This window comes from Alloalcanivorax venustensis, from assembly GCF_047495515.1.
Classification (GTDB): Bacteria; Pseudomonadota; Gammaproteobacteria; order Pseudomonadales; family Alcanivoracaceae; genus Alloalcanivorax; species Alloalcanivorax venustensis.
Genome location: NZ_CP179934.1, coordinates 195891 through 217556, shown reverse-complemented (window position 1 = coordinate 217556; position 21666 = coordinate 195891). Strand labels below are relative to the sequence as shown.

The window sequence follows — 21666 nt, the reverse complement described above, 5'->3', positions numbered from 1 at the left end:
TAAGTGGAATTCGAGCATAGAGGATGAACAGAGCCTCTGCCTACGGACACATGCAAAAGATTGATAAAGCGCCGGATAAAAGCTCAGAGGTTACGGATCACCTCGTCGGTGAATTCGGAGGTGGAGGCCTTGCCGCCCAGGTCCGGCGTGGTGACCTTGCCTTCGCCCACCACGAAGCGGATCGCTTTGCGCATCCTTTCGGCGTCTTCGTTGCGTTCCAGGTATTCCAGCATCATCGCCGCGCCCAGCATCAGGGCGGTGGGGTTGGCGATGTTCTGCCCGGCGATGTCCGGCGCGCTGCCGTGCACCGCTTCGAAGATGCCCTTGTGCTCGCCCACGTTGGCGCCGGGCGCCAGGCCCAGGCCGCCGGTGAGGCCGGCGCACAGGTCGGAGAGAATGTCGCCGAACAGGTTGGTGGTGACGATCACGTCGAAGCGGTGCGGGTTCATCACCAGCTGCATGGCGCAGTTGTCGACGATCATCTCCTCGTGCTCGATGTCCTCGTACTCCTTGGCGATGGAGCGCGCCACGTCCAGGAACAGGCCGGAGGTGGACTTCATGATGTTGGCCTTGTGCACCACCGTCACCTTGCGGCGGTTGAGCCGGCGGGCCGCTTCATAGGCGAAGCGCATCAACCGCTTGGATTCCTTGCGGGTGATCACGCTGCGCAGCTCGGCGCGCTCGCCGTCGTCGCTGACGGTCTGGCCTTCGCCGGAGTAAATCCCTTCGATGTTTTCGCGGATGGTGACGATGTCCACGTTGTCGTAGCGCGAGCGCACGCCGGGAATGGACAGCGCCGGGCGCAGATTGGCGAACAGGTCGAAGTGCTTGCGCAGGGTCACGTTCACCGAGCTGAAGCCCTTGCCCACCGGTGTGGTGATCGGGCCTTTCAGCGCCACCGGGTTCTTTTCAATCAGGTCCAGGGTTTCCTGGGGCACCAGGTCCTCGCCTTTGTCCAGGGCGGTTTGCCCGGCGATCGCGTAGTCATAGGTGAGGCCGCAATCGAGCGCGTCGAGGACACGGATGGTGGCGCTCATGATGTCCGGGCCGATGCCGTCGCCGGGGATGACTGTAACGCGTGTTGCCGCCATGGGAACTCCTGATTGCCGGTTTTCGGGACGCTATTCAAGCAAGCGTGCGGGGGCGCCGCAAGCGACCTTAGTCTATACGAACAGGGCCGCTTCTGTGCAGGCGTGGCCCCAGGGATACAAGGACCGTGCCACGCTCAGTGGGTCGTCGGCGGGTGCCCGGCGAGCTGGCGCGCGGTGTCGAGAAACTGGCCCAGCACCACGCCCGGCGGGCCTTTGCCGCGCGCCAGCAGCAGCGGCAGGGTGGCCGGTGCCGGTCGCCCGTGAACCGTCAGGGGGCGCAGCAGTGCCCCATATTGATCGTCGGTGTCCGGGGCGCAGGGCACGATCGCCACGCCCAGGCCGGCCGCCACCAGACCGGCGGTGGTGGACAACTGGTGGGCCTGGTGGCTGACGCGGGGCCGGAAGTCCGCTTCCGCGCACAGCTGCGTGATGCGCGCCACGAAGCCGTCGGCCAGGCCCGCCGGCGGCAGGATAAAGGGCTCCGCGGCGAGCAGCTCCAGGGCCACGGTGCGCAGCGTCAGCAGCGGGTGTCGGGGCGGCAGTATCACGCACAGCGGCTCCTCGGTGAGCGCTTCCCAGGGCAGCGCCGCCGGGCTCTGCGCGGAGTGCACGAAGCCGATATCCAGCCGGCCCGCCTCCAGTTCGTGTAACTGGGCGTCGTCCGAGGCCTCGCGAATGTTCAGGGCGATACGCGGGAACAGCGCGCGGAAGGCGCTGAGAATGCGGGGCACCAGCGGCGGCAAGGGCGCCGCGGGCACGCCGATGCGCAGCTGGCCGTTGGCCGGCAGGCGCGTGCGCGGCGCGCGGCTGGCTTCCTGGCTGGCGAGCAACGCCCGGGCGCTGATCACCAGGGCGTCGCCGGCGCCGGTCAGGCTCACCGCCGTGGCGTTAACGATCAGCAGGGGCGCGCCCATGTCGCGCTCCAGTTCCCGCACGCTCTCCTTCAACAACATGGGATGGCGACCCAGGCGTTGGGCGGCGCGGGCGAAATCACCTTCCTCGGCGACGGTAAGAAAGTCCCTGAGGTCCTCGCTGCGGATCCGGTCCATAGCATTCACCGGCGGGTTGTTTTTTTACCACAATACCCCTGTTGGCGGCGGACGCCATAGTGTTGTCACCGTTCAGTGTTATAGCCGGTGCAAATGAGGTAACCAGGGGTAACGTTCGCGCCCATGGAATGGCATGCTAATAGACCTTTCCATCCGCTGGGGAAACGAACGCATGTGGTTATACGTACTGGCGATCAGTGGCGGCGCTGCGCTGGGCGCCAATGCCCGCTGGCTGCTGGGGCTGTGGCTGAACGCCTTGTTTCCGGCGCTGCCGCTGGGCACGCTGGCGGCCAACCTGCTGGGCGGCTGGCTGATCGGCCTGGCGTTGGGGGTGTTCGCCTGGCTGCCGGCGCTGGCGCCGGAATGGCGGCTGTTCCTGGTGACCGGGTTTCTCGGCGCGCTGACCACGTTCTCCACCTTTTCCGCGGAGATGTTCGAGCATCTGCAAAGCGGCCGCTGGGCGGTGGCGCTGGCCGGCATCGCCGTGCACGTGGCCGGCTCCCTGGCGATGACCGGCCTGGGCTTCGCCATGGTGGCGCTGGTGCGCGACCGGCTGTAGCCCCTGTTAGGCCTAGAGGCGCACCGCCTGCGGCGTCTCGCCGCGCAGTTTGATCACGTCCGCCCGCGGCGGCGCGCCGAACAGACGGCTGTATTCGCGGCTGAAATGGGACGGACTTTCATACCCCACCCGGAAGCTGGCGGTGGCCGCTTCCAGCCCCTCACTCAGCATCAGGCGCCGGGCTTCGTGCAGGCGCAGCTTCTTCTGGAACTGCAGCGGCGACATGCGCGTCACCTGCTTGAAACTGTGGAACAGGGACGACTCGCTCATGTTCGCCTGTTCCGCCAGCTCGCGAATGCGCAGCGGCTCGGTGAAGCGATCCTTGAGCACGGCGATCACTTTGGAAATACGGTGCGCCTGGCTGTCCGCCGACGCGAAGCGGCGCATTCTCGGTCCGGTCTCGCCGATCAACGCCCGATAAATAATCTCGCGGCGCGCCAGTGGCGCCAGGATGCGCGCGTCCGCCGGGCTGTCCAGCAGTGACACCAGGCGGGTGACCGCCTCCACCATGCCTTTTTCCGCCTGGGTGCGGCACAGGCCGCAGGAGATATCGGGGCACTCTTCTTCCGGTTCGCTGAGATCGTCGCCCAACTCGATGATCAGATCGGTGACTTCCTGAGGGTCCACCGACAGCTTGACGCCCAGATAGGGTTTGTCCGGGCTCGCCTGGGTGACCTGGCCGAGCACCGGCAAATGCACCGACGACACCAGACAACTCAACGGGCCGTAGACGATTTCCTTGTCGCCCAGCCAGACGGTCTTGCCGCCCTGCGCGATCAGGCACAGGGAAGGCTCGTACACCGACGACACACAGGTGGTGGGGGTGTCCGAGCGAATCAGTTCCAGGCCTTCGATGGGGGTGGGCTGCAGGCCGTCCAGCGGTGCCCAGGGCAGAATCTTGCGAGACAGAATCTCGCCGAGAAGTCGCAGTTCTTCGGCGGCTTCGTTTTCCGTGCTCACGGTGGAAGTGCTTGCCTTCACGTCGTAACCCTCCCGAATTGGCTTGCGGCTCAGTATACGCCCGGCGACGGTGGCGTGAAGCGACTCCGTACACGGCCTGCAGTTTTGGGCAAGCACCCTGCAGGATCGCGCAACCCGTGGAAGGAATACGCAGATAACAGTTTCGTGAACCTTTCCCTGCTTAACAGAATCGGGCAAGCACGCGGCAGGAATACGCTACCGCCGTCCGATGCCCTCTCCCTAAAGTGGCGCTTCATCGTCGCCATAGACGAAAGCATTCATTTTTTAATTGACCTGAATCTAACTTGAGGAATTACCGTCCTGTCGAGTTCGGGTCGACCCGTTCGATTAGTGCCAAGGCCAGGCCGCGAGGCGGACCCTTGTTCAATGTGGCCGTTATTACATGTGGCTTTTTATTACAGGTGGAGAGAAACGACATGGATATTTTTAACGGTGAGTCCGCCAGCGACGCGGGCTTGTTCTGGGGGCTGACGCCCTTGCTGTTGGCCATGGTGTTCCTGGCGGGCTGCGACGCGCGCAGCGAAGCGCAGCACGCCGGCGAACCGCCGGAGGTGGACGTCGCGCGCGTACTCGCCGAGCCGGTCACCCTGAGGGAAACCTTCACCGGCCGGGTGGAAGCACCGCAGACCGTGGCGCTGCGCCCGCGGGTAAGCGGCTACATCGATCAAGTGGCGTTCGAGGAAGGCGAGCTGGTGAAAGCCGGTGACCTGTTGTTCCAGATCGACCCGCGCCCTTACCAGGCCCGCGCCCGGGCGGCGCGCGCCGAACTGGAGCAGGCGCGCAGCCGGCTGCAGCTGGCCGAAGGTGAAGCCGGCCGCGCCCAGCGTCTGCTGGAGAGCCGCGCCATTTCCCAGGAGGAGTACGACCAGCGCCGCGCCGCCCTGCTTAATGCCCGCGCCAGTGTGCAGCAGGCCCAGGCCGCGCTGCAGAGCGCCGAACTGAACCTGGAATACACCCGCGTCACCGCGCCGGTGGACGGCCGCGCCGGTCGCGCCCTGGTCACCAAGGGCAACCTGGCCAGCGCCGACCAGACGCTGCTGACCACGCTGGTCTCGGTGGATCCGCTGTACGTGTATTTCGACAGCAACGAGGACAGCGCCGTGCGGAGCGGCCAGTCGCTTGAGCCGGGAAAGACCGAGCCGGTACGCATCGGCCTGGTGGGCGAGGACGGCTTCCCGCACCAGGGGGCGCTGGACTTTATCGACAACCGGCTGAACCCGAACACCGGCACCCTGCAGTACCGCGCCGTGCTGGAGAACCCGAATGGCGCTTTTAAACCCGGCCAGTTCGCACGCGTGGAAATGCCGGTGGCGGAACTGGACAGCGCTCTGCTGGTGAACCGCAAAGCGGTGCTCACTGACCAGGACCGTCGCTACGTCTACGTGATCGACGGCGACAACAAAGTGGGCCGTCGTCAGGTGGTCACCGGCCGCCAGGTGGGCCAGCTGCTGGTGATCGAATCGGGCCTGGAAAGCGGCGATCGGGTGATCGTCAACGGCCTGCAAAAAGTATTCGGATCGGGCATGCAAGTGGCGCCCCGCGACGTCGCCATGCGCGACGCGCCGGCCCTCGACGACAAGGCCGTCGCCGCGTCGCAGCCCTGAAGCCTTACCACCCTAAAACCTTAATTCTCGGGGAACGACTGCATCCGGCGGGCCGGCGGCCCGCCGCATGGGAGCTATTGCGATGAATTTTTCACGCTTTTTCGTGGACCGACCGATCTTCGCGGCGGTGGTGTCCATCATAATCTTCGCGGTCGGGTTGATCTCGATTCCCAACCTGCCCGTGAGTGAATACCCGGAAGTGGTGCCGCCCTCGGTGGTGGTGCGCACGGTGTATCCCGGCGCCAACCCCAAGGAAATCGCTGAAACCGTGGCCACGCCGCTGGAGGAATCCATCAACGGCGTGGAAGACATGATGTACTTCAAATCCGTGGCCGGCTCCGACGGCGTGCTGCAGATGACCATTACCTTCCGCCCCGGCACCGACGCGGAAGACGCCACGGTGCGCGTGCAGAACCGGGTCAGCCAGGCGCTGGCGCGGCTGCCGGAAGCGGTGCGCCGCCAGGGCGTGACCACCCAGAAACAGTCGCCCACCTTTTTGATGGTGGTGCACCTGACCTCGCCGGACGGCCGCTACGACACCCTCTATCTGCGTAACTACGCGCGGCTGCATGTGAAGGACCGGCTGGCGCGGGTTCAGGGCGTGGGCGACGCCCAGGTGTTCGGTGGCGGCGACTACGCCATGCGCGCCTGGCTGGACCCGGCCAAGGTGGCCTCGCGCGGGCTCACCGCCAGCGATGTGGTGGGCGCCATGCGCGAGCAGAACGTGCAGGTGTCCGCCGGTCAGTTGGGCGCCGAGCCGATGCCCGACAGTGATTTCCTGACTTTGATCAACGCCCGCGGCCGCCTGCGCACCGTGCAGGAGTTCGGCGACATCGTGCTCAAGAGCGGCGACGACGGCGAGATTGTGCGGCTCTCCGATGTGGCGCGCCTGGAGCTGGGCGCCGGCGATTACACCCTGCGCGCGCAGCTGGACGGCAAGGACGCGGTGGCCATCGGTATCTTCCAGGCCCCCGGCGCCAACGCCCTGGAAATCCGCGAGCAGGTGATCGGCATCATGGACGAGCTGGAGCCGCGTTTCCCGGAAGGGGTGGAGTACGAAGCGGTCTATGACACCACCATCTTCGTCAGCGATTCGATCAAGTCGGTGATCAAGACGCTGCTGGAAGCGGTGCTGCTGGTGGTACTGGTAGTAACCCTGTTCCTGCAGACCTGGCGCGCCTCGATCATTCCGTTGCTGGCGGTGCCGGTGTCCGTGGTCGGTACCTTCGGCGCCTTGTATCTGCTCGGCTACTCGATCAATACCCTGACGCTGTTCGGCCTGGTGCTGGCCATCGGCATCGTGGTGGACGACGCCATCGTGGTGGTGGAGAACGTGGAGCGGAACATCGAAGAGGGGCTGACGCCCCTGGCCGCCGCCCACCAGGCCATGAAGGAAGTATCCGGCCCGATTGTCGCCATCGGCCTGGTGCTGTGCGCTGTGTTCGTGCCGATGGCGTTTCTCGACGGCGTTACCGGTCAGTTCTACCGGCAGTTCGCGGTGACCATCGCCATCTCCACGGTGATCTCCACGATCAATTCGCTGACCCTGTCGCCGGCGCTGGCGGCCATGCTGCTCAAGCCCCACGACGCGCCCAAGGACCGGCTTACCCGTGTGATCGACACGCTGTTCGGCTGGCTGTTCCGGCCGTTCAACCGCTTCTTCAATAAAAGCTCCAACAAGTACCAGGGCGCGGTGTCCCGGGCGCTGGGCAAACGCGGTGCGGTGTTCCTGGTTTATATCCTGTTGCTCACCGGCACCGGCGCCATGTTCCAGGTGGTGCCGCCAGGCTTTATTCCGATCCAGGACAAGCTCTACCTTATGGCCGGGGTGAAGCTGCCGGAGGGCGCCTCGCTGCAGCGCACCGACGAGCTGCTCAACGACGTGGTGGACATCGCCATGAACACCGAAGGCGTGGAGCACGCCATCGCGTTTCCCGGTTTGAACGCGCTGCAGTTCACCAATACGTCCAACACCGGCGTGGTGTTCTTCCCGCTCAAGCCGTTCGAGCAGCGCGAGCGCAGCGCCTCGGAAATCAACGCGGAGATCAACCAGAAGATCGGTGCGTTGAAGGAAGGGCTGGCGTTTTCCTTTATGCCGCCGCCGATCCTCGGCCTGGGCAACGGCTCCGGTTATCAGCTGTTTATCGAGGACCGGGGCAATCTGGGCTACGGCGCCCTGCAGGACGCGGTCAACAATTTCCAGGGCGCGGTGGCGCAGACGCCGGGCATGGGCTTCCCGATCAGCAGCTACCAGGCCAACGTGCCGCAGCTCGACGCGGAAGTGGACCGGCTGAAAGCGAAGGCCCAGGGCGTGTCGGTGACGGAGCTGTTCGACACCCTGCAGACCTACCTGGGCTCCACCTACGTCAACGACTTCAACCGCTTCGGACGCACCTGGCAGGTGATGGCGCAGGCGGACGCGCCGTTCCGGGAAAGCGTGGAAGACATCGCCCGTCTGCGCACGCGCAATGACCGCGGCGAAATGGTGCCGATCGGTTCCATGGTCACGCTCACCGAGACCTTCGGGCCCGATCCGGTGCTGCGCTACAACGGCTACCCGGCGGCGGACCTGGCCGGCGAAACCGACCCCACCGTGCTGTCCTCCGCCCAGGCCATGGCCGGCCTCACCGCCCTCGGCGAAGAGGTATTGCCGCCGGGCATGGACTTCGAATGGACCGACCTGAGTTACCAGCAGGCCACCCAGGGCAACGCCGCGCTGGTGGTGTTCCCGCTTTCCATTCTGCTGGTGTTCCTGGTGCTGGCGGCGCTGTACGAAAGCTGGACCCTGCCGCTGGCGGTGATCCTGATCGTGCCCATGTGCATGCTCTCGGCGCTGATCGGCGTGTGGTTCGCCGGCGGCGACAACAACATCTTTGTGCAGGTGGGCCTGGTGGTGCTGATCGGGCTGGCGTGCAAGAACGCCATTCTGATCGTCGAGTTCGCCCGCGAGCTGGAGCTGCAAGGCAAGGGCACCGTGGAAGCGGCGCTGGAAGCCTGCCGCCTGCGGCTGCGCCCGATCATCATGACCTCGATCACCTTCACCGCCGCCGTGGTGCCGCTGGTACTGGGCAGCGGCGCCGGCGCCGAAGTGCGCCAGGCACTGGGCACGGCGGTGTTCGCCGGCATGATCGGCGTCACCCTGTTCGGCCTGTTCCTGACCCCGGTGTTCTACGTCGCCCTGCGCAAGCTGGCCGGCGGCGGCCGGCCGGTGAGCCATCACGGTTCAACCATGGACGGCGAAGCGCACGGCCAGACTTCTGGAGACAATCATGCATAAATCCATTGTCCTGCTGACGGCACTGGCGTGGCTTTCCGGCTGCGCCGTGGGGCCGGACTATCAACCGGTGCAACCGGACGCGCCGGAGCGCTTCCTGGAGGCACCGCAAACGCCGTCCGGCAGCGCCGACGAGCAGCGCTTCTGGGCCGGCTTCGACGACCCGATGCTGGCGGGGTTGATCCGCCAGACCCTGGACGCCAACCGCGACCTGCGAGCCGCGCTGGCCCGCTACCAGCGCGCCGAAGCACTGCTGCGCGGCAGCCGTGCCGAGCAACTGCCCAATGTGGGCGTTTCCGCGTCCGCCGCCGAACAGCACCTGGCGGATGTGGAGCGCACGCCGCCGGGCGCCGGTGACGACCGCGTTGAGCTGTATCAGGCGGCCGCCGGTCTGAGTTGGGAGCTGGATCTGTTCGGCCGCCTGCGCCGCGCCAGCGAAGCGCAGCGGGCCGAGCTGGGCGCCGCCGGCGCCGACCTGGCCGCGCTGCAGGTGGCGCTGGTCGGTCAGCTGGCCACCAGCTACTTCGAGCTGCGCGGCCTGCAACAGCAACTGCTGGTGGCGCGCAGCAACGTGGACAACCAGCGCCAGTCCCTGGAGATCGTGCGCTCGCGGGTGGGGGCAGGGCGCGGCACCGCCTTCGACGAAGTCCGCGCGATATCCCAGTTGGAGGCCACCCGCGCGGTGATCCCCGATCTGCAGGCGGCGGTGCGGGCGCGCATGTTCCGCATCGCCGTGCTCACCGGGCAGAACCCGGGAGCGCTGGTGGACGAGCTGGCGCCGCCGGCGCCGCTGCCGGAAAGCCTGCCGGTGATCCCGGTGGGCAGCCCCGGCGAGGTGCTGCGCCGCCGGCCGGACATCCGCGCCGCCGAACGGCGCCTGGCCGCGGCCAGCGCCCGCATCGGCGTGGCCACCGCCGACCTGTTCCCGAGCTTCAGCCTGGACGCGCTGATCGGCTCCGTGGCCAGCGACAGCGGCGACCTGTTCAGCGCCGGCGCGGAAACCCGACGGGTGGCGCTGGGCGTGGACTGGACCTTCCTCGACTTCGGCCGGGTGCGCAGCCGCATCGACGCCGCCGACGCGGACAGCCAGGCGGCCCTGGCCAACTATGAGCAGACCGTGTTGCTGGCGCTGGAAGAAACCGAAACCCAGCTGGTGCGCTACGCCCGCAGCCGCGAACGCAGCGAACGCCTGGGCGCCGCCACCGACGCCGCCGGTGAAGCCGCCGAGCTCGCTCGCACCCGTTACCGGCAGGGCTTTATCGGCTTCTTCGAAGTGCTCGCCGCCGAGCAGGAGCTGATCGACACCCGCGACGCGCTGATCGAAAGCCGCACCGCCGAAACCCTGGCCATGGTCAACATTTACCGCGCCCTGGCCGGCGCCCCCGGCGACGCGGCGCCCATCGCCTCGGCAAACGATTAACCGAAAACGACGCGCTGATTCGTTTTCTTACCCCAGGGGCCAGGACGGCCCCTTTTTTTAAGACTTTGAGGGAAGGTGCTCTTTGGGAGCGAGTGCTGTAGGAGCGGGCCTTGTGGGAGCGGGCTTGTGGGAGCGGGCCCCGCCCGCGAAAGGGTGGCTTACAGCCACCCGGCAAAGCCGGCCTTTCGCTTGCAGGCAAGCTCCCACAAGCCGGTTCTAATGTTCGCGAAGGTTATCCAACATCCGATTACCGATTTCAATAAAGGTATTTTGGTCTTTCTTATTAATGCCTTTGAGAAGTGTCTTTTTCACCTCGTCCTCGGCGTCTTTGATGCGAGCCATCAAACCCCGCCCCTTCTCATTAAGCGACAGAAGCTGGGCCCGACGGTCCCCCGGGTCCGGCGTGCGCGTAATCAGCGCCATGCCCTCCAGCTCCTTGATCACCCGGGTGATCTGCGCCTTGTCGCGGCCGGTAACACTGGCGATCTGCTGGGCGGTGCAATCGGGATGGCGGCGAATCATTTGCAGCAGGCGTATGTGCATACCGTTCAGCGGCAGATCGTAATCGCGCACCGCGCGCTTGGAGTTGACCTTGAATTGAAACGCCAGTTGCCAGAGCACCTGGCGGATATCGGAATCGTCATTCATATGGTTGACAACATCAACTAGTGAAATTATGGTTGATATTGTCCACTAGTTAGACGGGCGCCACAAGCGCCACCACCATGAGGTAACCCATGCCTAGACCGGCCCCCCGTATTCTGGAAGTGCTGCGCACCGAGAGTGTCACCCCGAACATGAAACGGGTGGTGCTCGGCGGCGGCGATCTCAGCGACTTCCCGAAGAACCACGAAAGCGCCAACTTCAAACTGCTGATTCCCCGCCCGGGGCAAACGGAGATCCCGCTGCCGCCGCTCGGCGACGCGCCTCCGGAAGAACGACCCATAGTACGTACCTACACCCTGCGCCACTTCGACCACGAACGCGGCGAAGTGGCGGTGGATTTTATGATGCACGCCGACCACGGCCCCGCCTCCGGTTGGGCCGCCGCCGCCCGACCCGGTGACCGCGTCGGCTTCGCCGGGCCCGGCGCGCCCAAGTTCGCGGACTTCGACGCGGACTGGTTCCTGTTCGCCGGCGACATGTCCGCGCTGCCCGCCATCGGCGCCAACATCGAACGCCTGCCCGCCAACGCCCGCGGCTACGCGGTGCTGGATATCCTCGACGACGCGGACCGGCAGGCCCTGCCGTTCCCGCCCGGCATGGAAGTGATCTGGCGGGTGAACCCCCACCCGGAACAGCCGGCCATGGGCTGGGTGGACACCATCGTCGGGCTACCCTGGCTGGACGGCTCGCCGTCGGTCTGGGTGGCCGGCGAAAGCGGCGCGGTGCGCGCCGTGCGGCGCTACCTCACCCAGGAACGCCCGATCGAGCGTCGTCGCCTCTACGCCAGCGGCTACTGGCAGATCGGCCTCACCGAAGACCGCCACCAGCTCGAAAAGCGCAAGGATAAAGAGGCACTCAGCCGCAGCACTTCTTGAACTTGCGGCCGCTGCCGCAGGGGCAGGGGTTGTTGCGGCCGGGCTTGAGCGGCGTGACAGTGTGCTCGCCGTCCAGATAGAACCAATGGTCGTTCTCGCGCACAAAGCGCGAACGCTCCTCCAGCACCGCGAAGCCATCGCCATCCCGGTGGGTGGCGCGGAAGTGCACCTGCCCCGCGTCGCCGTCCTGCTTCGCGTCAACGATCTCCAGGCCCAGCCATTGATCGCCGCCTTCCAGCGTCAGCTCGGAGGGCCGGGTATCCGGGTGCCAGCTGGCGCGCACATAGTCCGCGTTGTCGCGCACGAAGGCGCTGTAGCGCGAGCGCATCAGTGCCTCCGGCGAGGACGCCGGCTTGCCATGATGCAGCAGCCGGCAACATTGGGCGTAGTCCAGGCCGGAGCCACAGGGGCAGGGGACGTGCTCACTCATTTGGGGCGATACATCTGAAAGAACGTATCCGGGCTGATGCCGAAGTAGTCGGCCGGGCCGCCGCCGCGCAGAATCGGCTCGGCGTCGGCGGTCTGGTAGACGCCGTCCTTGAGCAGATGGCGGGCGATGTGCACGCCCACCACCTCGCCGAACACCATCCAGGTGTCGGTCTCGGTGCCGTCGGCGCCGGTGAGCCGCAGAATCTGGCTGAGCCGGCACTCGAACGACACCGGCGTCTCCTTCACCCGGGGCACGCCGATCACCCGTGACGGCTCCGGCGTCAGCCCGGCCAGCTGGAACTCGTCCACCTCCGGGCCCACCGCCGCGCAGCTCTGGTTCATCGCGTCCGCCAGTGGCCGGGTGGCCAGGTTCCAGCCGAACTCCCCGGTCTCCTCGATGTTCCGCACGCTGTCCTTGTAGCCGATGCTGGCGAAGCCCACCAGCGGCGGCCTGTAGTTGAAGGCGTTGAAGAAACTGTACGGCGCCAGGTTCAGCACCCCATCGCGGCTACGCGAAGAAATCCAGCCGATCGGCCGGGGCGCCACCAGGGCGTTGAAAGGATCGTGGGCCAGCCCGTGGCCGGCGGAGGGTTCGTAGAAATGGGTCTCAGTAGTCATTGAGCAATGCTACTTGGGGCGGGCTATAACCGACAAGCGCGGGCCGAGCCCGCGCTTGCAGCTATCAACTGTCAATTATCAACTATCAACTCAAGCCGCCACCTTGGGCGGGGCATCGCCGTGCTTGATCCCGTACTTGCGAATCAGCTTCTCGCGCTTGGCCGGGTCGAAGTTGATGTTGCGGGCGTCGTTGCCGGCGTGTTCCAGCAGACGCTTGTCCATTACCTTGTACCAGATCGGCGGGAAGTAGCTGATAAAGAACATGCCGAAGTAGCCGTTGGGCAGCTCGGGCAGGTTCTCGAAGTGGCGCAGGCTCTGGTAGCGACGGGTCGGGTGCGCATGGTGGTCGGAGTGGCGCTGCAGGTGGAAAGTGGCCCAGTTCGAGAACATATGGTTGCTGTTCCAGCTGTGGTGCGGCTGGGTGCGCTCGTAGCGGCCGTTGGCCTTCTTGTGGCGCAGCAGGCCGTAGTGCTCGATGTAGTTGGCGGAGGTCAGCTGGAAGGCGCCCCAGAAGGCGGTGCCCAGAATGTAGGGCAGCAGGCCGATGCCGAAGATGGCGAGCACGGTGCCCCAGGCGACGAGGGTGATGATCGCCGGCTGGATGATCTCGTTCTCCAGGGACCAGACCGATTTGCCCTGGGCGTTCAGGCGGTCCTTCTCCAGGCGCCAGGCGCGCTTGGCGGCGCCGGGCAGCTCGCGCAGCGCGAACTTCCAGATGCTCTCGCCCATGCGTGAGGAGGCCGGGTCTTCCGGGGTGGCCACGTCTTTGTGGTGGCCCTTGTTGTGCTCGATAAAGAAGTGGCCGTAGGCGCAGGGTGCCAGCACGAACTTGGCCAGCCAGCGCTCGCCCTTGCCCTTCTTGTGGCCCAGCTCATGGCCCAGGTTGATGCCCACGCCGCAGGTGCCGCCGATCAGGTAGATCATCGCCAGCACGCCGTGCCAGGGCAGGTTCTGGGTGCCCACGAACCAGGCGCCGTAGAACCAAGCGCCCCAGATCAGCGGCACCAGGGCGTACAGAATCCAGCGGTAGTAGGGGTCGTTTTCCAGCTGCGGCACCACCTCTTCCGGCGGGTTGCTGGTGTCCTCGCCGATCAGCATGTCCAGCACCGGCACGGTCAGGTAGTAGAACGCCAGCGGCAGCCACAGCATCAGCGCGTTGTTGCCGGTGGCGAAATAGAGCGCCGGGCCCACGAACACGATGGCCGGCACGAACAGCGACGAAAACCACAGATGCCGTTTGCGGTCGCGGTAGATCACACCGGACGGTCCGGTGAATACACCTGCCTTGCTCATAAACCTCACCTCTTTGTTATGTAATGGTTCCATCCTCCGCCTGTCCGGGGCCAACCGGCACCGCTTAGAGTGGCAATAAATCGTCATAAAGTGACAAGGCGGCTGACATTCACTACCTTGGAGGGAAGGCTTCCAGGGAGCGGCACCCATGACCGTGCAGATCACAAACCGGCTGCGCCCCGCGATTCACCCCACCTATCCGCGTCTTTTGTGCGCGTATTTGCATGAGCGGGGCTTCGATAACGCGGTGATATTCCAGGACACCCGCCTGCAATGGGAGCAATTGCTGGGCGATCACCGCTATTTGAGCCTGGAGCAGATGTCGCGCCTGATCCGCCGCGCCATCGACCTCACCGGCCAGCCCTGGATCGGCCTGGAGACCGCCGGCGTCACCTCGGTGTCCGCCCACGGGCCGCTGGGCTACGCGGTGGTGTCCGCGCCGGACCTGCGCGAAGTGCTGCGGGTGGTGTCCCGCTACGTGGGGGTAAGGTTCCAGCTGGTGGGGGTGCGCTTCGAGGAATTCGACGACCACGCCGTGCTGACGCTGGACGAGCAGGTGGACCTGGCCGAGATCCGCGAATTCGTCACCGGCTCGATCCTCGCCACCTACTTTCAGCTGGTGGACACGGTGACCTCGCGGCGGCTGCGCGACGTGGCCGTCACCCTGCCGCTGGACGAGCCCGCCTGGGCGTCGGTGTACGAGGAATATCTGGGCTGCCCGGTGACCTTCGGCACCGGCCAGCTCACCATCACGCTGCCCGCCGCGCTGCTCGACACCCCCTGCCTGACCGCCGACCCCACCACGCACCGCGCGGCGTTGCGGGATTGTGAGCACCAACTACGGCAGATCCAGAGCGGCGGCCCGCTCAGCCAGCGCATCGGCGTGATGCTGCTCGACCGCGACGGCGACTACCCGACCCTGGACGACACCGCCGAGGAATTCGCCATGTCCCGCCGCACCCTGATCCGCAAGCTCAAGGCCGAAGGCACCAGCTTCCAGGAGCTGCTCGACGACGTGCGCCGCGAACTGGCCGCCTGGTACCTGCTGGAAACCAGCCTGCCGGTGGAGCGCATCGCCGAAAAGCTCGGCTACCAGGACCCCTCCAACTTCAGCCGCACCTTCCAGCGCTGGTTCGGCACCACGCCGCTAAGAATGCGTCGCGCGCCCTGAGCTACGGCGCCAGCGCCAGCAACCGCCGCTCCAGCCCGAACACATGCTCGTCCTCGGCGCCCAGCTCGCGCAGCGCCTCGGCCAGATGCAGCAGATAATCCCGGTTGGCCCCGCTGGGCCCGTGGCTGCGATGAATGTGCCGCGCGATCTCGTCCTCCGGCGCCGGCCCCAGAAAGGCCGCGTTATCCTCGGTGGCGATGTACACCAGCCCCTCTTCATGGCCGCCGTCGGCGAACGTCATCGGCGTGGCGAACCGCAAATAGCCGTTCTTCTCGCGCACATCCAGATGCTCGAACACCGACGGCGCCACCCGGTAAGCCATGCCCGCGCACACCGTCCCCGGGCTCTCCACCAGCGTCAGCACCCGGCCCGGGCGCTCCGGCGTGCCGCGATGATCGTGGGAGCCCTGCCAGAACCGCCGCGCCCAGCCTTCGATGCTGGCGGGCCGGCGCTCCAGAAACGGAAAGTCCGCCTTGAAAATCAGCGAGCCGTAGCCGAACAGCCAGACATCGGCCCGGCCGCTCAGGTCCTGGCGGGTTTTATTGAGTTCGGTGGTATCGAAAGACATCCCCAGATTCTAACCCAAACCCGCCCGGCCTAACGCACCCACCACGCCTTTTCCGTACAATAAAACCCACCACAACGCGGAGCAGAGCACCCCATGAAAGACGTACGCCAGGAATACCACGCCCCCGGCCTCACCGAAGCTGATCTGCTGGCGGACCCGGTGGAACAAGCCCGCCGCTGGGTCGACGACGCCATCAACGCCGAGCTGCCCCTGGCCAACGCCATGACCCTGGCCACCGTCTCCGCTGACGGCCGCCCCTCCAGCCGCGTGGTGCTGCTCAAAGGCATCGAAGACGGCGGCTTCGTCTTCTTCACCCACTACGACAGCCGCAAAGGCGACGACATCGCCGCCAATCCCAACGTCTCCTTCGTCATGTTCTGGGGCCCCTTCGACCGCCAGCTGATCGTCAATGGCCGCGCCGAGAAAATCCCCGCCCAGCAATCCCGCGACTACTTCGCCAGCCGCCCACGGGGCAGCCAGCTCAGCGCCGCTGTCTCCCATCAGAGCCGGCCCGCCAGCCGGGAGCAGTTGGAAGCGGATATGGCCAAGCTGGCTGAGCAGTATCCGGAAGGCGAGACCATCCCTATGCCGGAGACCTGGGGGGGGTACCGCATCGTGCCCGAGGAGATTCAGTTCTGGCATGGGCGGCCTAGTCGGTTGCATGACCGGTTTCGATATATCAAGGACGGCAGTGAGTGGGCCCGCGAGCGCCTGGCCCCCTGATCCAGAGCCGCATTTAATACCGCTCCTGCGTGTGCCGTGGGAGCGAGTGTATCCCTCCACGAGCCTCATGGCCGCATTTGTGCCCCGCGGAATTTTCTGGTTTTATCTTAGTTCATCGAAATATTAATAATGTGATAACGCGCCAGCCGACCATCGGATGCTTGGGTTGGCGTGTAAGGCTATTAAAACAAGGACAGTGATGGCTGACCGACCTCCCAAGAAAGTTGTGGATGCTCGAATCCGAAACCGGGTCATGGAGTATCTTCAGCTCGTATCCTCTGCGGCGCAGCAGAAAGATTATCAGCGCTGCGTTCCCGATGTGAATGTGCCTACCGAGCTCATATGTAGTTGGGAAGATTGGATGCCCGTCCAAGAGGGCGCTCAGGATGTCGCTGCGCCTTTTTGTTTAGTTGAAAAGTGTGAGTGCAATAAAGGTATCGCCGCACGTGAAAACCGTCGCTGATGCCACGCCAGAGAAAATGCCGCCGATCAATGGCCTTATTTGTGCGAGTAATTTGCCAGATTATCGAGATAGAAGTGTGTAGCGCCTTGACTGATTTTAATGACCCAAAAACCTTAGGTGGTGGTATGTTAATGCCGAGATTATCGTCTATTAATCTGATGGCTCTCACTACTCCTCGCTACGCCTCTGTTGCTCTCATTCAAACGTTAGTCTTGCGTGTAACATTTGATGCACTGTAATCTCATTATAAGAACAGTGCTAACCAAGGGCTTTAGATGAAAGATAACTTTAAAGGGTTCTACAGCATAGATGAGTCTACGTTAGAGAAATTGTGGAAAGATGAGAAGACGCTTTTTGTGCTCGACGCAAACGTGCTTTTGAATCTCTACGGATATGCTAAAAAAACTAGAGAAGATTTTTTTGATATATTACAGGCTATTAATAAAAAAATATGGATCCCCTACCATGTAGGTTTGGAGTATCAAAGGCGCAGGTTAGAAGTTATAAAAAATGAGAAGGCCGTTTTTAATGATATCGAAGATAATTTAAAAAAAATACAGAATGTATTTAAAGGTGATTTTGAAAGGCTTGCTCTTAAGCGCCGCTTCCCAAAATTGTTTGAAAACACTGAAAAATTAGAAAAAGAAATAGAAAAAAGTATATCAAAATATAAAAAGTCTGTTCAGTCTTGGGATGATGAGCAACCATGCGTTAGATCCCATGATGAGGTTAGAGACAGACTTAATGAATTATTCGATCAGAGGGTTGGCGATAAACCAAAAGATCAAAAATGGTTAGACGATCTATATAGGGAAGGTGAGAATCGTTTCAATAAAAAAATACCCCCTGGTTTTAAGGATGTAGGAAAAGGCGGGGCGGATGATGAGTCGTGTTTTGTTTATGACGGCCTCTACTACCAACGTGAATATGGCGACTTAATAGTTTGGAAACAGTTGATCGAAAAGTCAAAAAGCGATGATGTTAAACATGTCGTTTTTGTTACTGACGACGCTAAAGAAGATTGGTGGTATAAGATTAGATCCAAAGGAGAAAAAACCATTGGCCCTTTGGCTGAGTTGCAGGCAGAGATATACCGAGAGTCAAATATTAAAAACTTCCATATGTATCGGACTTCAATGTTTTTGGAGGATGGAAAATCGAACTTAGCTGTTGATGTCAGTGAGAGCTCTATTGAAGATGCAAGTGCTCCACATGTTAATGAGAAAATACACCGTTTGCCGTCTAGGCAGCTGTCTGATCTCATGGATCTTTATGGGGCGCCGTCTGTCAGCAGCGAAAGATTTAGAGATTTACAGGCTCATATTAGCAGTATTTCGGCTCATCATGATAAGCGGCGGGAAGGAGTTGTGGACGCTATGGATGGCATCTCACCTAGAGAAATTGAGCGCTGGAAAGAAATTTCTAATCGCATCAATAGTATTGCGCATATAGATGAAGAACAGTTAGCTAAAATACTAGGTCGGAAACGCAACGACGAGTTTTTTGATATTGAAGAAATGAGCGCAGAAATTAGGCGCCTACTTGATTTAATAGAAAAAGGATATGATGGTGACGAGCCTGAAGATTAAAATGAATTTTAAAGCTGGCTTTGACGTCGAATTGGCGCTTACCGAATCGAATCTCTGTTGCTGGCGTTAGAGGAAATTTTAAAGACAGGTGGTTGATGGAATTTCAATGAATTTTGAATGAATGGTGGGCGCCAATAATTCAAAGCGTTATTGGCGCTTTTTTGTTTGGTTTATTTTGAAGTGTGTGCCAGTTTCTTACACTAAGGTTAGTGCTAGATATGCTAAACGCTCGCTTAAGTCTAAGAAGAAAATCCTTACATGCCAAATCTCAAAATATAATGCGTTAACGTCTGAAGGTGCGAATCGTTCTACTTATCTCTCGGCGCCTATTTATGCTGCACATCGTGAGCAATTAAAAGGTCTGATCTGGCTTCCGTTGGGCCTGATAACTGTGTCAGTGATCCCGGTTTTTGGACCTGTTGGCTTTATTGGCACGTTATACTGTTTCATAAAGGCAGCTAGCGTAACAGCACCAATTGATACAGATATTGACAAGACACAGAAGTTACAAGAGCTAAGAAACGAGCTGGAAGAAGTTAAAACCTCGCTTAACAGATGTTATCAATAGCGCGCTGGTAAGGCCCGCCTTCTGCGGCTATCGTCGATAGTGTGATATTTGAACCTCTTATAATTGTGTGTTAATGGCTTTGACCGCACATGCACATATTTTAGTTCATTGCAGAGTGGTGCAATATGTTATTCGTCGAGATTGTTAACGGTTCAATTCGCTCCTTTCCCTACTTCAATCTCCACCTTCTGTCGCTATCGCGCCATTGCTTTTTTGCGGTCAGATGGCGAAACTCGAAAAGAACCGCCGAGACCCGCGCTGCAATTAAGTGGCTGAGACCTTGAAAAATCGACAGCGGCCGGTCCTCAGCTGTAATTAATACCGGCGTATCGACGTTAAAGTTCGCTTGTTCCAAACATAGAGCTTTCAGAGTAGTAAATAGGGGCGAGCGACTTCCCCTGGAGCGTGCCCATTTCGGGATATAGTCCCAGTCGCCGCTTCGGGCTTTGAGGGTGCGGTTGTTCATGGTTATGGTCCTGTTGTGCAATTTCTAGGTTGTTTAAGTAGGGCGGTTGGAAGGCTCAAATATCGAGTGGCGTGCTTCTCCCAGACACCCCGATTGAATGTCGTTTACTGTGGCGTCCCTCGATATTTTCTTACCCACTCAGGTGCCTATAACCATGTTGCGGGCAAGTCATGCTGGGCAGGTATCAGTTAATGTATCACTTCAGCCCATTCGCTAAAGTGCGCGACTGAACTTCGGGTTAATTGCAAATCAACAACGAGAAAGTTATATGAGTTGGCAAAAGTATCAAGAAGATACAGCAGTAATATTTAATAGTATTGGTTGGACAGCTGAAATCGGGAAATATGTTGAAGGTGTAAGAGGTACTCATGAAGTAGATGTTTTTGTGACATTTAAACAAAATGGTATTGATTGCCAATGGGTGGTTGAATGCAAATACTGGAATTCTTCAGTGCCGAAAGAAAAAGTACTAGCCCTTCAGTCAATTGTTAGTGATATTGGAGCCGATAAGGGTGTTCTTATATCAAAAAAAGGCTTTCAATCTGGAGCTATAAAACAGTCAAAAAAAAGCAATATACTTTTAACCTCTTTAGATGAGCTGAAGGAGTTAGCTAAAAAAGAAATCCTTATTTGTAGAGCCGAAAACCTAGAGAAAGAACTGGTCAATTTGAACCGAACTTATGATGAGTTAGTAAATCAGGCATATTCAAAAAGTGGACAATATCTAAAATTTGGATTTCTAGAATATGGCATTAAAGGCGTGGACGGGCAAAGGGCTATGGCACTCGCTTGGCTGCTAAGGGAATCAAAAAAGGATTTGGATCTGAATAAAGTAGAGCCGGGGCCTTATAGGGTTTATCTGTGTGGTAAAAATGATGACTTTAGTATGAGATCTAAAATTATAACAGAGTTCGTAGATGACCAGGGAGAATATTTGGACAATTTAGAAAGAATAATTAGACTCTCTTCCAAATGGCTACAGGAGAAGAACGTACCTTTCGAATGCACTTAACAAGCAGCAGCAATAGACTTTGTAGTTCCCCCGCTTTAGTGGACACCTTCTCCTAACGAGAGGAGGTGGGCAATGCCCAGATATAAGCATCTGAGTAAAGCCTGGCAGTACTTGGCGGATTTCAAGGTGAAGGCTGTCGACCTGAGTCATCAGTAAGGCGTTGAGGTCCAGCAGGTCGCTATAGGCCAGGATCCCCATCCATTTATGCTTTCACGGTAGCGTAAGGAATGTGCTAAGGCGAAATCAGGCCAGATGGTCGAGAACGTATGCATGTGATGAAAAACAAGCAAGCGCTATGGCTGAGCAAATAAAATGACTGGATAGGCTGGAGCGGGACAACGCCGGCCTGAATAAGGAGAACGACCTTCCAAGAAAGTGGTAATAGTTTCTGGCGGATGGACATTAGAAAGGTTTGGATTGATCCAAGCTCACGGACGAGAACTAGGTTCAGATACCTTTGCCGCTGGTTGGGCGTCTCACGGAGTGGCTATTACGCTTGGTGTAAGCGTGAGGAGTCGCGGCAATCGCGGACCAACCGTGACTTGCAAAAAAGGTGCGGCAAATCCACTAGGCCAACCGGGGCTTCTATGGTAGCTCAAGAGTGCACCAGATCTTGCACCGTGAGGGCACCAGCGCTGGTCGTAAACGTGTGAAAAGTCTGATGCGCGAGGCTTCGCGGACCGAGCGTGCTTGCAGGGTATACTGCCGAACCCCAAGCATTGGGCGGTTTTATGAGAGTGACCGGCATATCAGGCTGAATCAGCTGGTTCCGGCGGGGCTGAACCAGCAATGGGGCGCGGGTCTCACCTATATCCAGGTTGGAAATGAGTGGCGATACCTGGCGGTTGTACTCGATGTGTATTCGCGAAAGATAATTGGCTGGTCTTTGGGTAGCAGGAAGACAGCGGACCTGACCCTGCAAGCGTTACGTTACGCATTGCGAGTGAGGACGCTCAATCCGAGGTTGATCTTCTACACGGACAGAGGCGTCGAATACGGTGCACACATGATCCAGAGCGAGTTGGACAGGCACGGAATCCGGCCCAACATGAATCGGCCCAACCAGTGTACGGACAATGCGCATATGCAGTCGTTCTTCCACAGCCTCAAGGCGAAGTTCATTTGATGCGTATCGTTCAAAAGCGAGCAGGAACTGAAAGTGTTTCTGATCGGCTACATCAACCAGTTCTATAATCAGAAATGGTTGTACTCTGGCATTGGGTATATTTCGCCGGCAGAATACGAGA

Annotated in this window: 20 protein-coding genes and 1 pseudogene; 12 read left to right on the top strand and 9 right to left on the bottom strand. The window is 60.6% G+C overall.

All coding sequences use genetic code 11. The annotated features are described in order from the left end of the window. Window positions 1-83: 83 nt before the first annotated feature. Together ACMG4O_RS01050 and ACMG4O_RS01045 are read right to left on the bottom strand one after the other, a co-directional pair. Window positions 84-1091: an isocitrate dehydrogenase gene (locus tag ACMG4O_RS01050; protein ID WP_335629612.1), complete on the bottom strand. Its 1008-nt coding sequence runs from the start codon at window positions 1089-1091 to the stop codon at window positions 84-86. A gap of 134 nt (window positions 1092-1225) precedes the next feature. Beyond that, window positions 1226-2140: a LysR substrate-binding domain-containing protein gene (locus ACMG4O_RS01045; RefSeq protein ID WP_414434218.1), complete on the bottom strand. Its 915-nt coding sequence runs from the start codon at window positions 2138-2140 to the stop codon at window positions 1226-1228. Window positions 2141-2312: 172 nt separating this feature from the next. On the opposite strand from ACMG4O_RS01045, the gene crcB reads away from it, so the two are divergent. Continuing rightward, the gene (gene crcB, locus ACMG4O_RS01040; protein WP_142949835.1) at window positions 2313-2699 is read left to right on the top strand and encodes a fluoride efflux transporter CrcB; all 387 of its coding nucleotides are present in this window, start codon (window positions 2313-2315) and stop codon (window positions 2697-2699) included. A gap of 12 nt (window positions 2700-2711) precedes the next feature. On the opposite strand, the gene ACMG4O_RS01035 is transcribed toward crcB, so the two are convergent. Beyond that, window positions 2712-3680: an AraC family transcriptional regulator gene (locus ACMG4O_RS01035; RefSeq protein ID WP_414434217.1), complete on the bottom strand. Its 969-nt coding sequence runs from the start codon at window positions 3678-3680 to the stop codon at window positions 2712-2714. Window positions 3681-4096: 416 nt separating this feature from the next. Between ACMG4O_RS01035 and ACMG4O_RS01030 the strand changes: the two genes are divergently transcribed. The 3 genes from ACMG4O_RS01030 (at window position 4097) to ACMG4O_RS01020 (ending at window position 9978) form a co-directional block, all read left to right on the top strand. Continuing rightward, window positions 4097-5284: an efflux RND transporter periplasmic adaptor subunit gene (locus ACMG4O_RS01030; RefSeq protein WP_414434216.1), complete on the top strand. Its 1188-nt coding sequence runs from the start codon at window positions 4097-4099 to the stop codon at window positions 5282-5284. Between the two features lie 82 nt (window positions 5285-5366). Next, complete coding sequence (locus tag ACMG4O_RS01025; RefSeq protein WP_414434215.1) at window positions 5367-8561, top strand: efflux RND transporter permease subunit; 3195 nt, start codon at window positions 5367-5369, stop codon at window positions 8559-8561. Beyond that, window positions 8554-9978, top strand: a complete 1425-nt coding sequence (locus tag ACMG4O_RS01020) for an efflux transporter outer membrane subunit (protein WP_414434214.1) — start codon at window positions 8554-8556, stop codon at window positions 9976-9978. Before ACMG4O_RS01025 ends, ACMG4O_RS01020 begins: the two co-directional genes overlap by 8 nt. A 216-nt stretch (window positions 9979-10194) precedes the next feature. Here ACMG4O_RS01020 and ACMG4O_RS01015 read toward each other — a convergent pair whose 3' ends face one another. Then, complete coding sequence (locus ACMG4O_RS01015; RefSeq protein WP_414434213.1) at window positions 10195-10626, bottom strand: MarR family winged helix-turn-helix transcriptional regulator; 432 nt, start codon at window positions 10624-10626, stop codon at window positions 10195-10197. Between the two features lie 89 nt (window positions 10627-10715). Here ACMG4O_RS01015 and ACMG4O_RS01010 point away from each other — a divergent pair, with 89 nt between their 5' ends. Continuing rightward, the gene (locus ACMG4O_RS01010) at window positions 10716-11519 is read left to right on the top strand and encodes a siderophore-interacting protein (RefSeq protein WP_414434212.1); all 804 of its coding nucleotides are present in this window, start codon (window positions 10716-10718) and stop codon (window positions 11517-11519) included. On the opposite strand, the gene ACMG4O_RS01005 is transcribed toward ACMG4O_RS01010, so the two are convergent. The 3 genes from ACMG4O_RS01005 to ACMG4O_RS00995 all read right to left on the bottom strand — a co-directional run bounded on the left by ACMG4O_RS01005 (window position 11500) and on the right by ACMG4O_RS00995 (window position 13859). Further along, window positions 11500-11949, bottom strand: a complete 450-nt coding sequence (locus ACMG4O_RS01005; RefSeq protein WP_414434211.1) for a YchJ family protein — start codon at window positions 11947-11949, stop codon at window positions 11500-11502. The two genes, ACMG4O_RS01010 and ACMG4O_RS01005, sit on opposite strands and share 20 nt — an antisense overlap. After that, window positions 11946-12566 (bottom strand): flavin reductase family protein, encoded by a 621-nt coding sequence (locus tag ACMG4O_RS01000; RefSeq protein WP_414434210.1) that lies wholly within the window; start codon window positions 12564-12566, stop codon window positions 11946-11948. The genes ACMG4O_RS01005 and ACMG4O_RS01000 overlap by 4 nt, the downstream gene beginning before the upstream one ends. 90 nt (window positions 12567-12656) lie before the next feature. Further along, complete coding sequence (locus ACMG4O_RS00995; RefSeq protein ID WP_414434209.1) at window positions 12657-13859, bottom strand: alkane 1-monooxygenase; 1203 nt, start codon at window positions 13857-13859, stop codon at window positions 12657-12659. 148 nt (window positions 13860-14007) lie between these two features. Here ACMG4O_RS00995 and ACMG4O_RS00990 point away from each other — a divergent pair, with 148 nt between their 5' ends. Next, window positions 14008-15030, top strand: coding sequence for an AraC family transcriptional regulator (locus ACMG4O_RS00990; protein WP_067605056.1), 1023 nt, complete (start codon window positions 14008-14010; stop codon window positions 15028-15030). 1 nt (window position 15031) lies between these two features. Here the strand turns inward: ACMG4O_RS00990 and ACMG4O_RS00985 are convergent, their stop codons facing one another. Continuing rightward, a complete protein-coding gene (locus ACMG4O_RS00985) occupies window positions 15032-15598 on the bottom strand; it encodes a gamma-glutamylcyclotransferase (protein WP_414434208.1) in 567 nt (188 codons plus the stop codon). A gap of 93 nt (window positions 15599-15691) precedes the next feature. On the opposite strand from ACMG4O_RS00985, the gene pdxH reads away from it, so the two are divergent. The 3 genes from pdxH to ACMG4O_RS00970 all read left to right on the top strand — a co-directional run bounded on the left by pdxH (window position 15692) and on the right by ACMG4O_RS00970 (window position 18941). After that, the gene (gene pdxH, locus ACMG4O_RS00980; protein ID WP_414434207.1) at window positions 15692-16321 is read left to right on the top strand and encodes a pyridoxamine 5'-phosphate oxidase; all 630 of its coding nucleotides are present in this window, start codon (window positions 15692-15694) and stop codon (window positions 16319-16321) included. A gap of 738 nt (window positions 16322-17059) precedes the next feature. After that, the gene (locus tag ACMG4O_RS00975) at window positions 17060-18373 is read left to right on the top strand and encodes a PIN-like domain-containing protein (RefSeq protein ID WP_414434206.1); all 1314 of its coding nucleotides are present in this window, start codon (window positions 17060-17062) and stop codon (window positions 18371-18373) included. A 121-nt stretch (window positions 18374-18494) separates the two neighbouring features. After that, window positions 18495-18941 carry a hypothetical protein gene (locus tag ACMG4O_RS00970; RefSeq protein ID WP_414434205.1) on the top strand — a complete coding sequence of 149 codons (447 nt, stop codon included), beginning with the start codon at window positions 18495-18497 and terminating at the stop codon, window positions 18939-18941. Between the two features lie 169 nt (window positions 18942-19110). On the opposite strand, the gene ACMG4O_RS00965 is transcribed toward ACMG4O_RS00970, so the two are convergent. Next, on the bottom strand, window positions 19111-19407 hold the full coding sequence (locus ACMG4O_RS00965; RefSeq protein WP_414434204.1) for a hypothetical protein: 297 nt from the start codon (window positions 19405-19407) through the stop codon (window positions 19111-19113). A 268-nt stretch (window positions 19408-19675) separates the two neighbouring features. Here ACMG4O_RS00965 and ACMG4O_RS00960 point away from each other — a divergent pair, with 268 nt between their 5' ends. The 3 genes and pseudogenes from ACMG4O_RS00960 (at window position 19676) to ACMG4O_RS00950 (ending at window position 21545) form a co-directional block, all read left to right on the top strand. After that, window positions 19676-20419: a restriction endonuclease gene (locus ACMG4O_RS00960; RefSeq protein WP_414434203.1), complete on the top strand. Its 744-nt coding sequence runs from the start codon at window positions 19676-19678 to the stop codon at window positions 20417-20419. A gap of 586 nt (window positions 20420-21005) precedes the next feature. Then, window positions 21006-21080: pseudogene (locus ACMG4O_RS00955) on the top strand (hypothetical protein); the annotation flags it as partial. Next, entirely contained in the window at window positions 21081-21545 is a 465-nt protein-coding gene (locus ACMG4O_RS00950; protein ID WP_414434851.1) for a transposase, read from the top strand. It abuts the pseudogene before it with no gap. Window positions 21546-21666 lie beyond the last annotated feature (121 nt).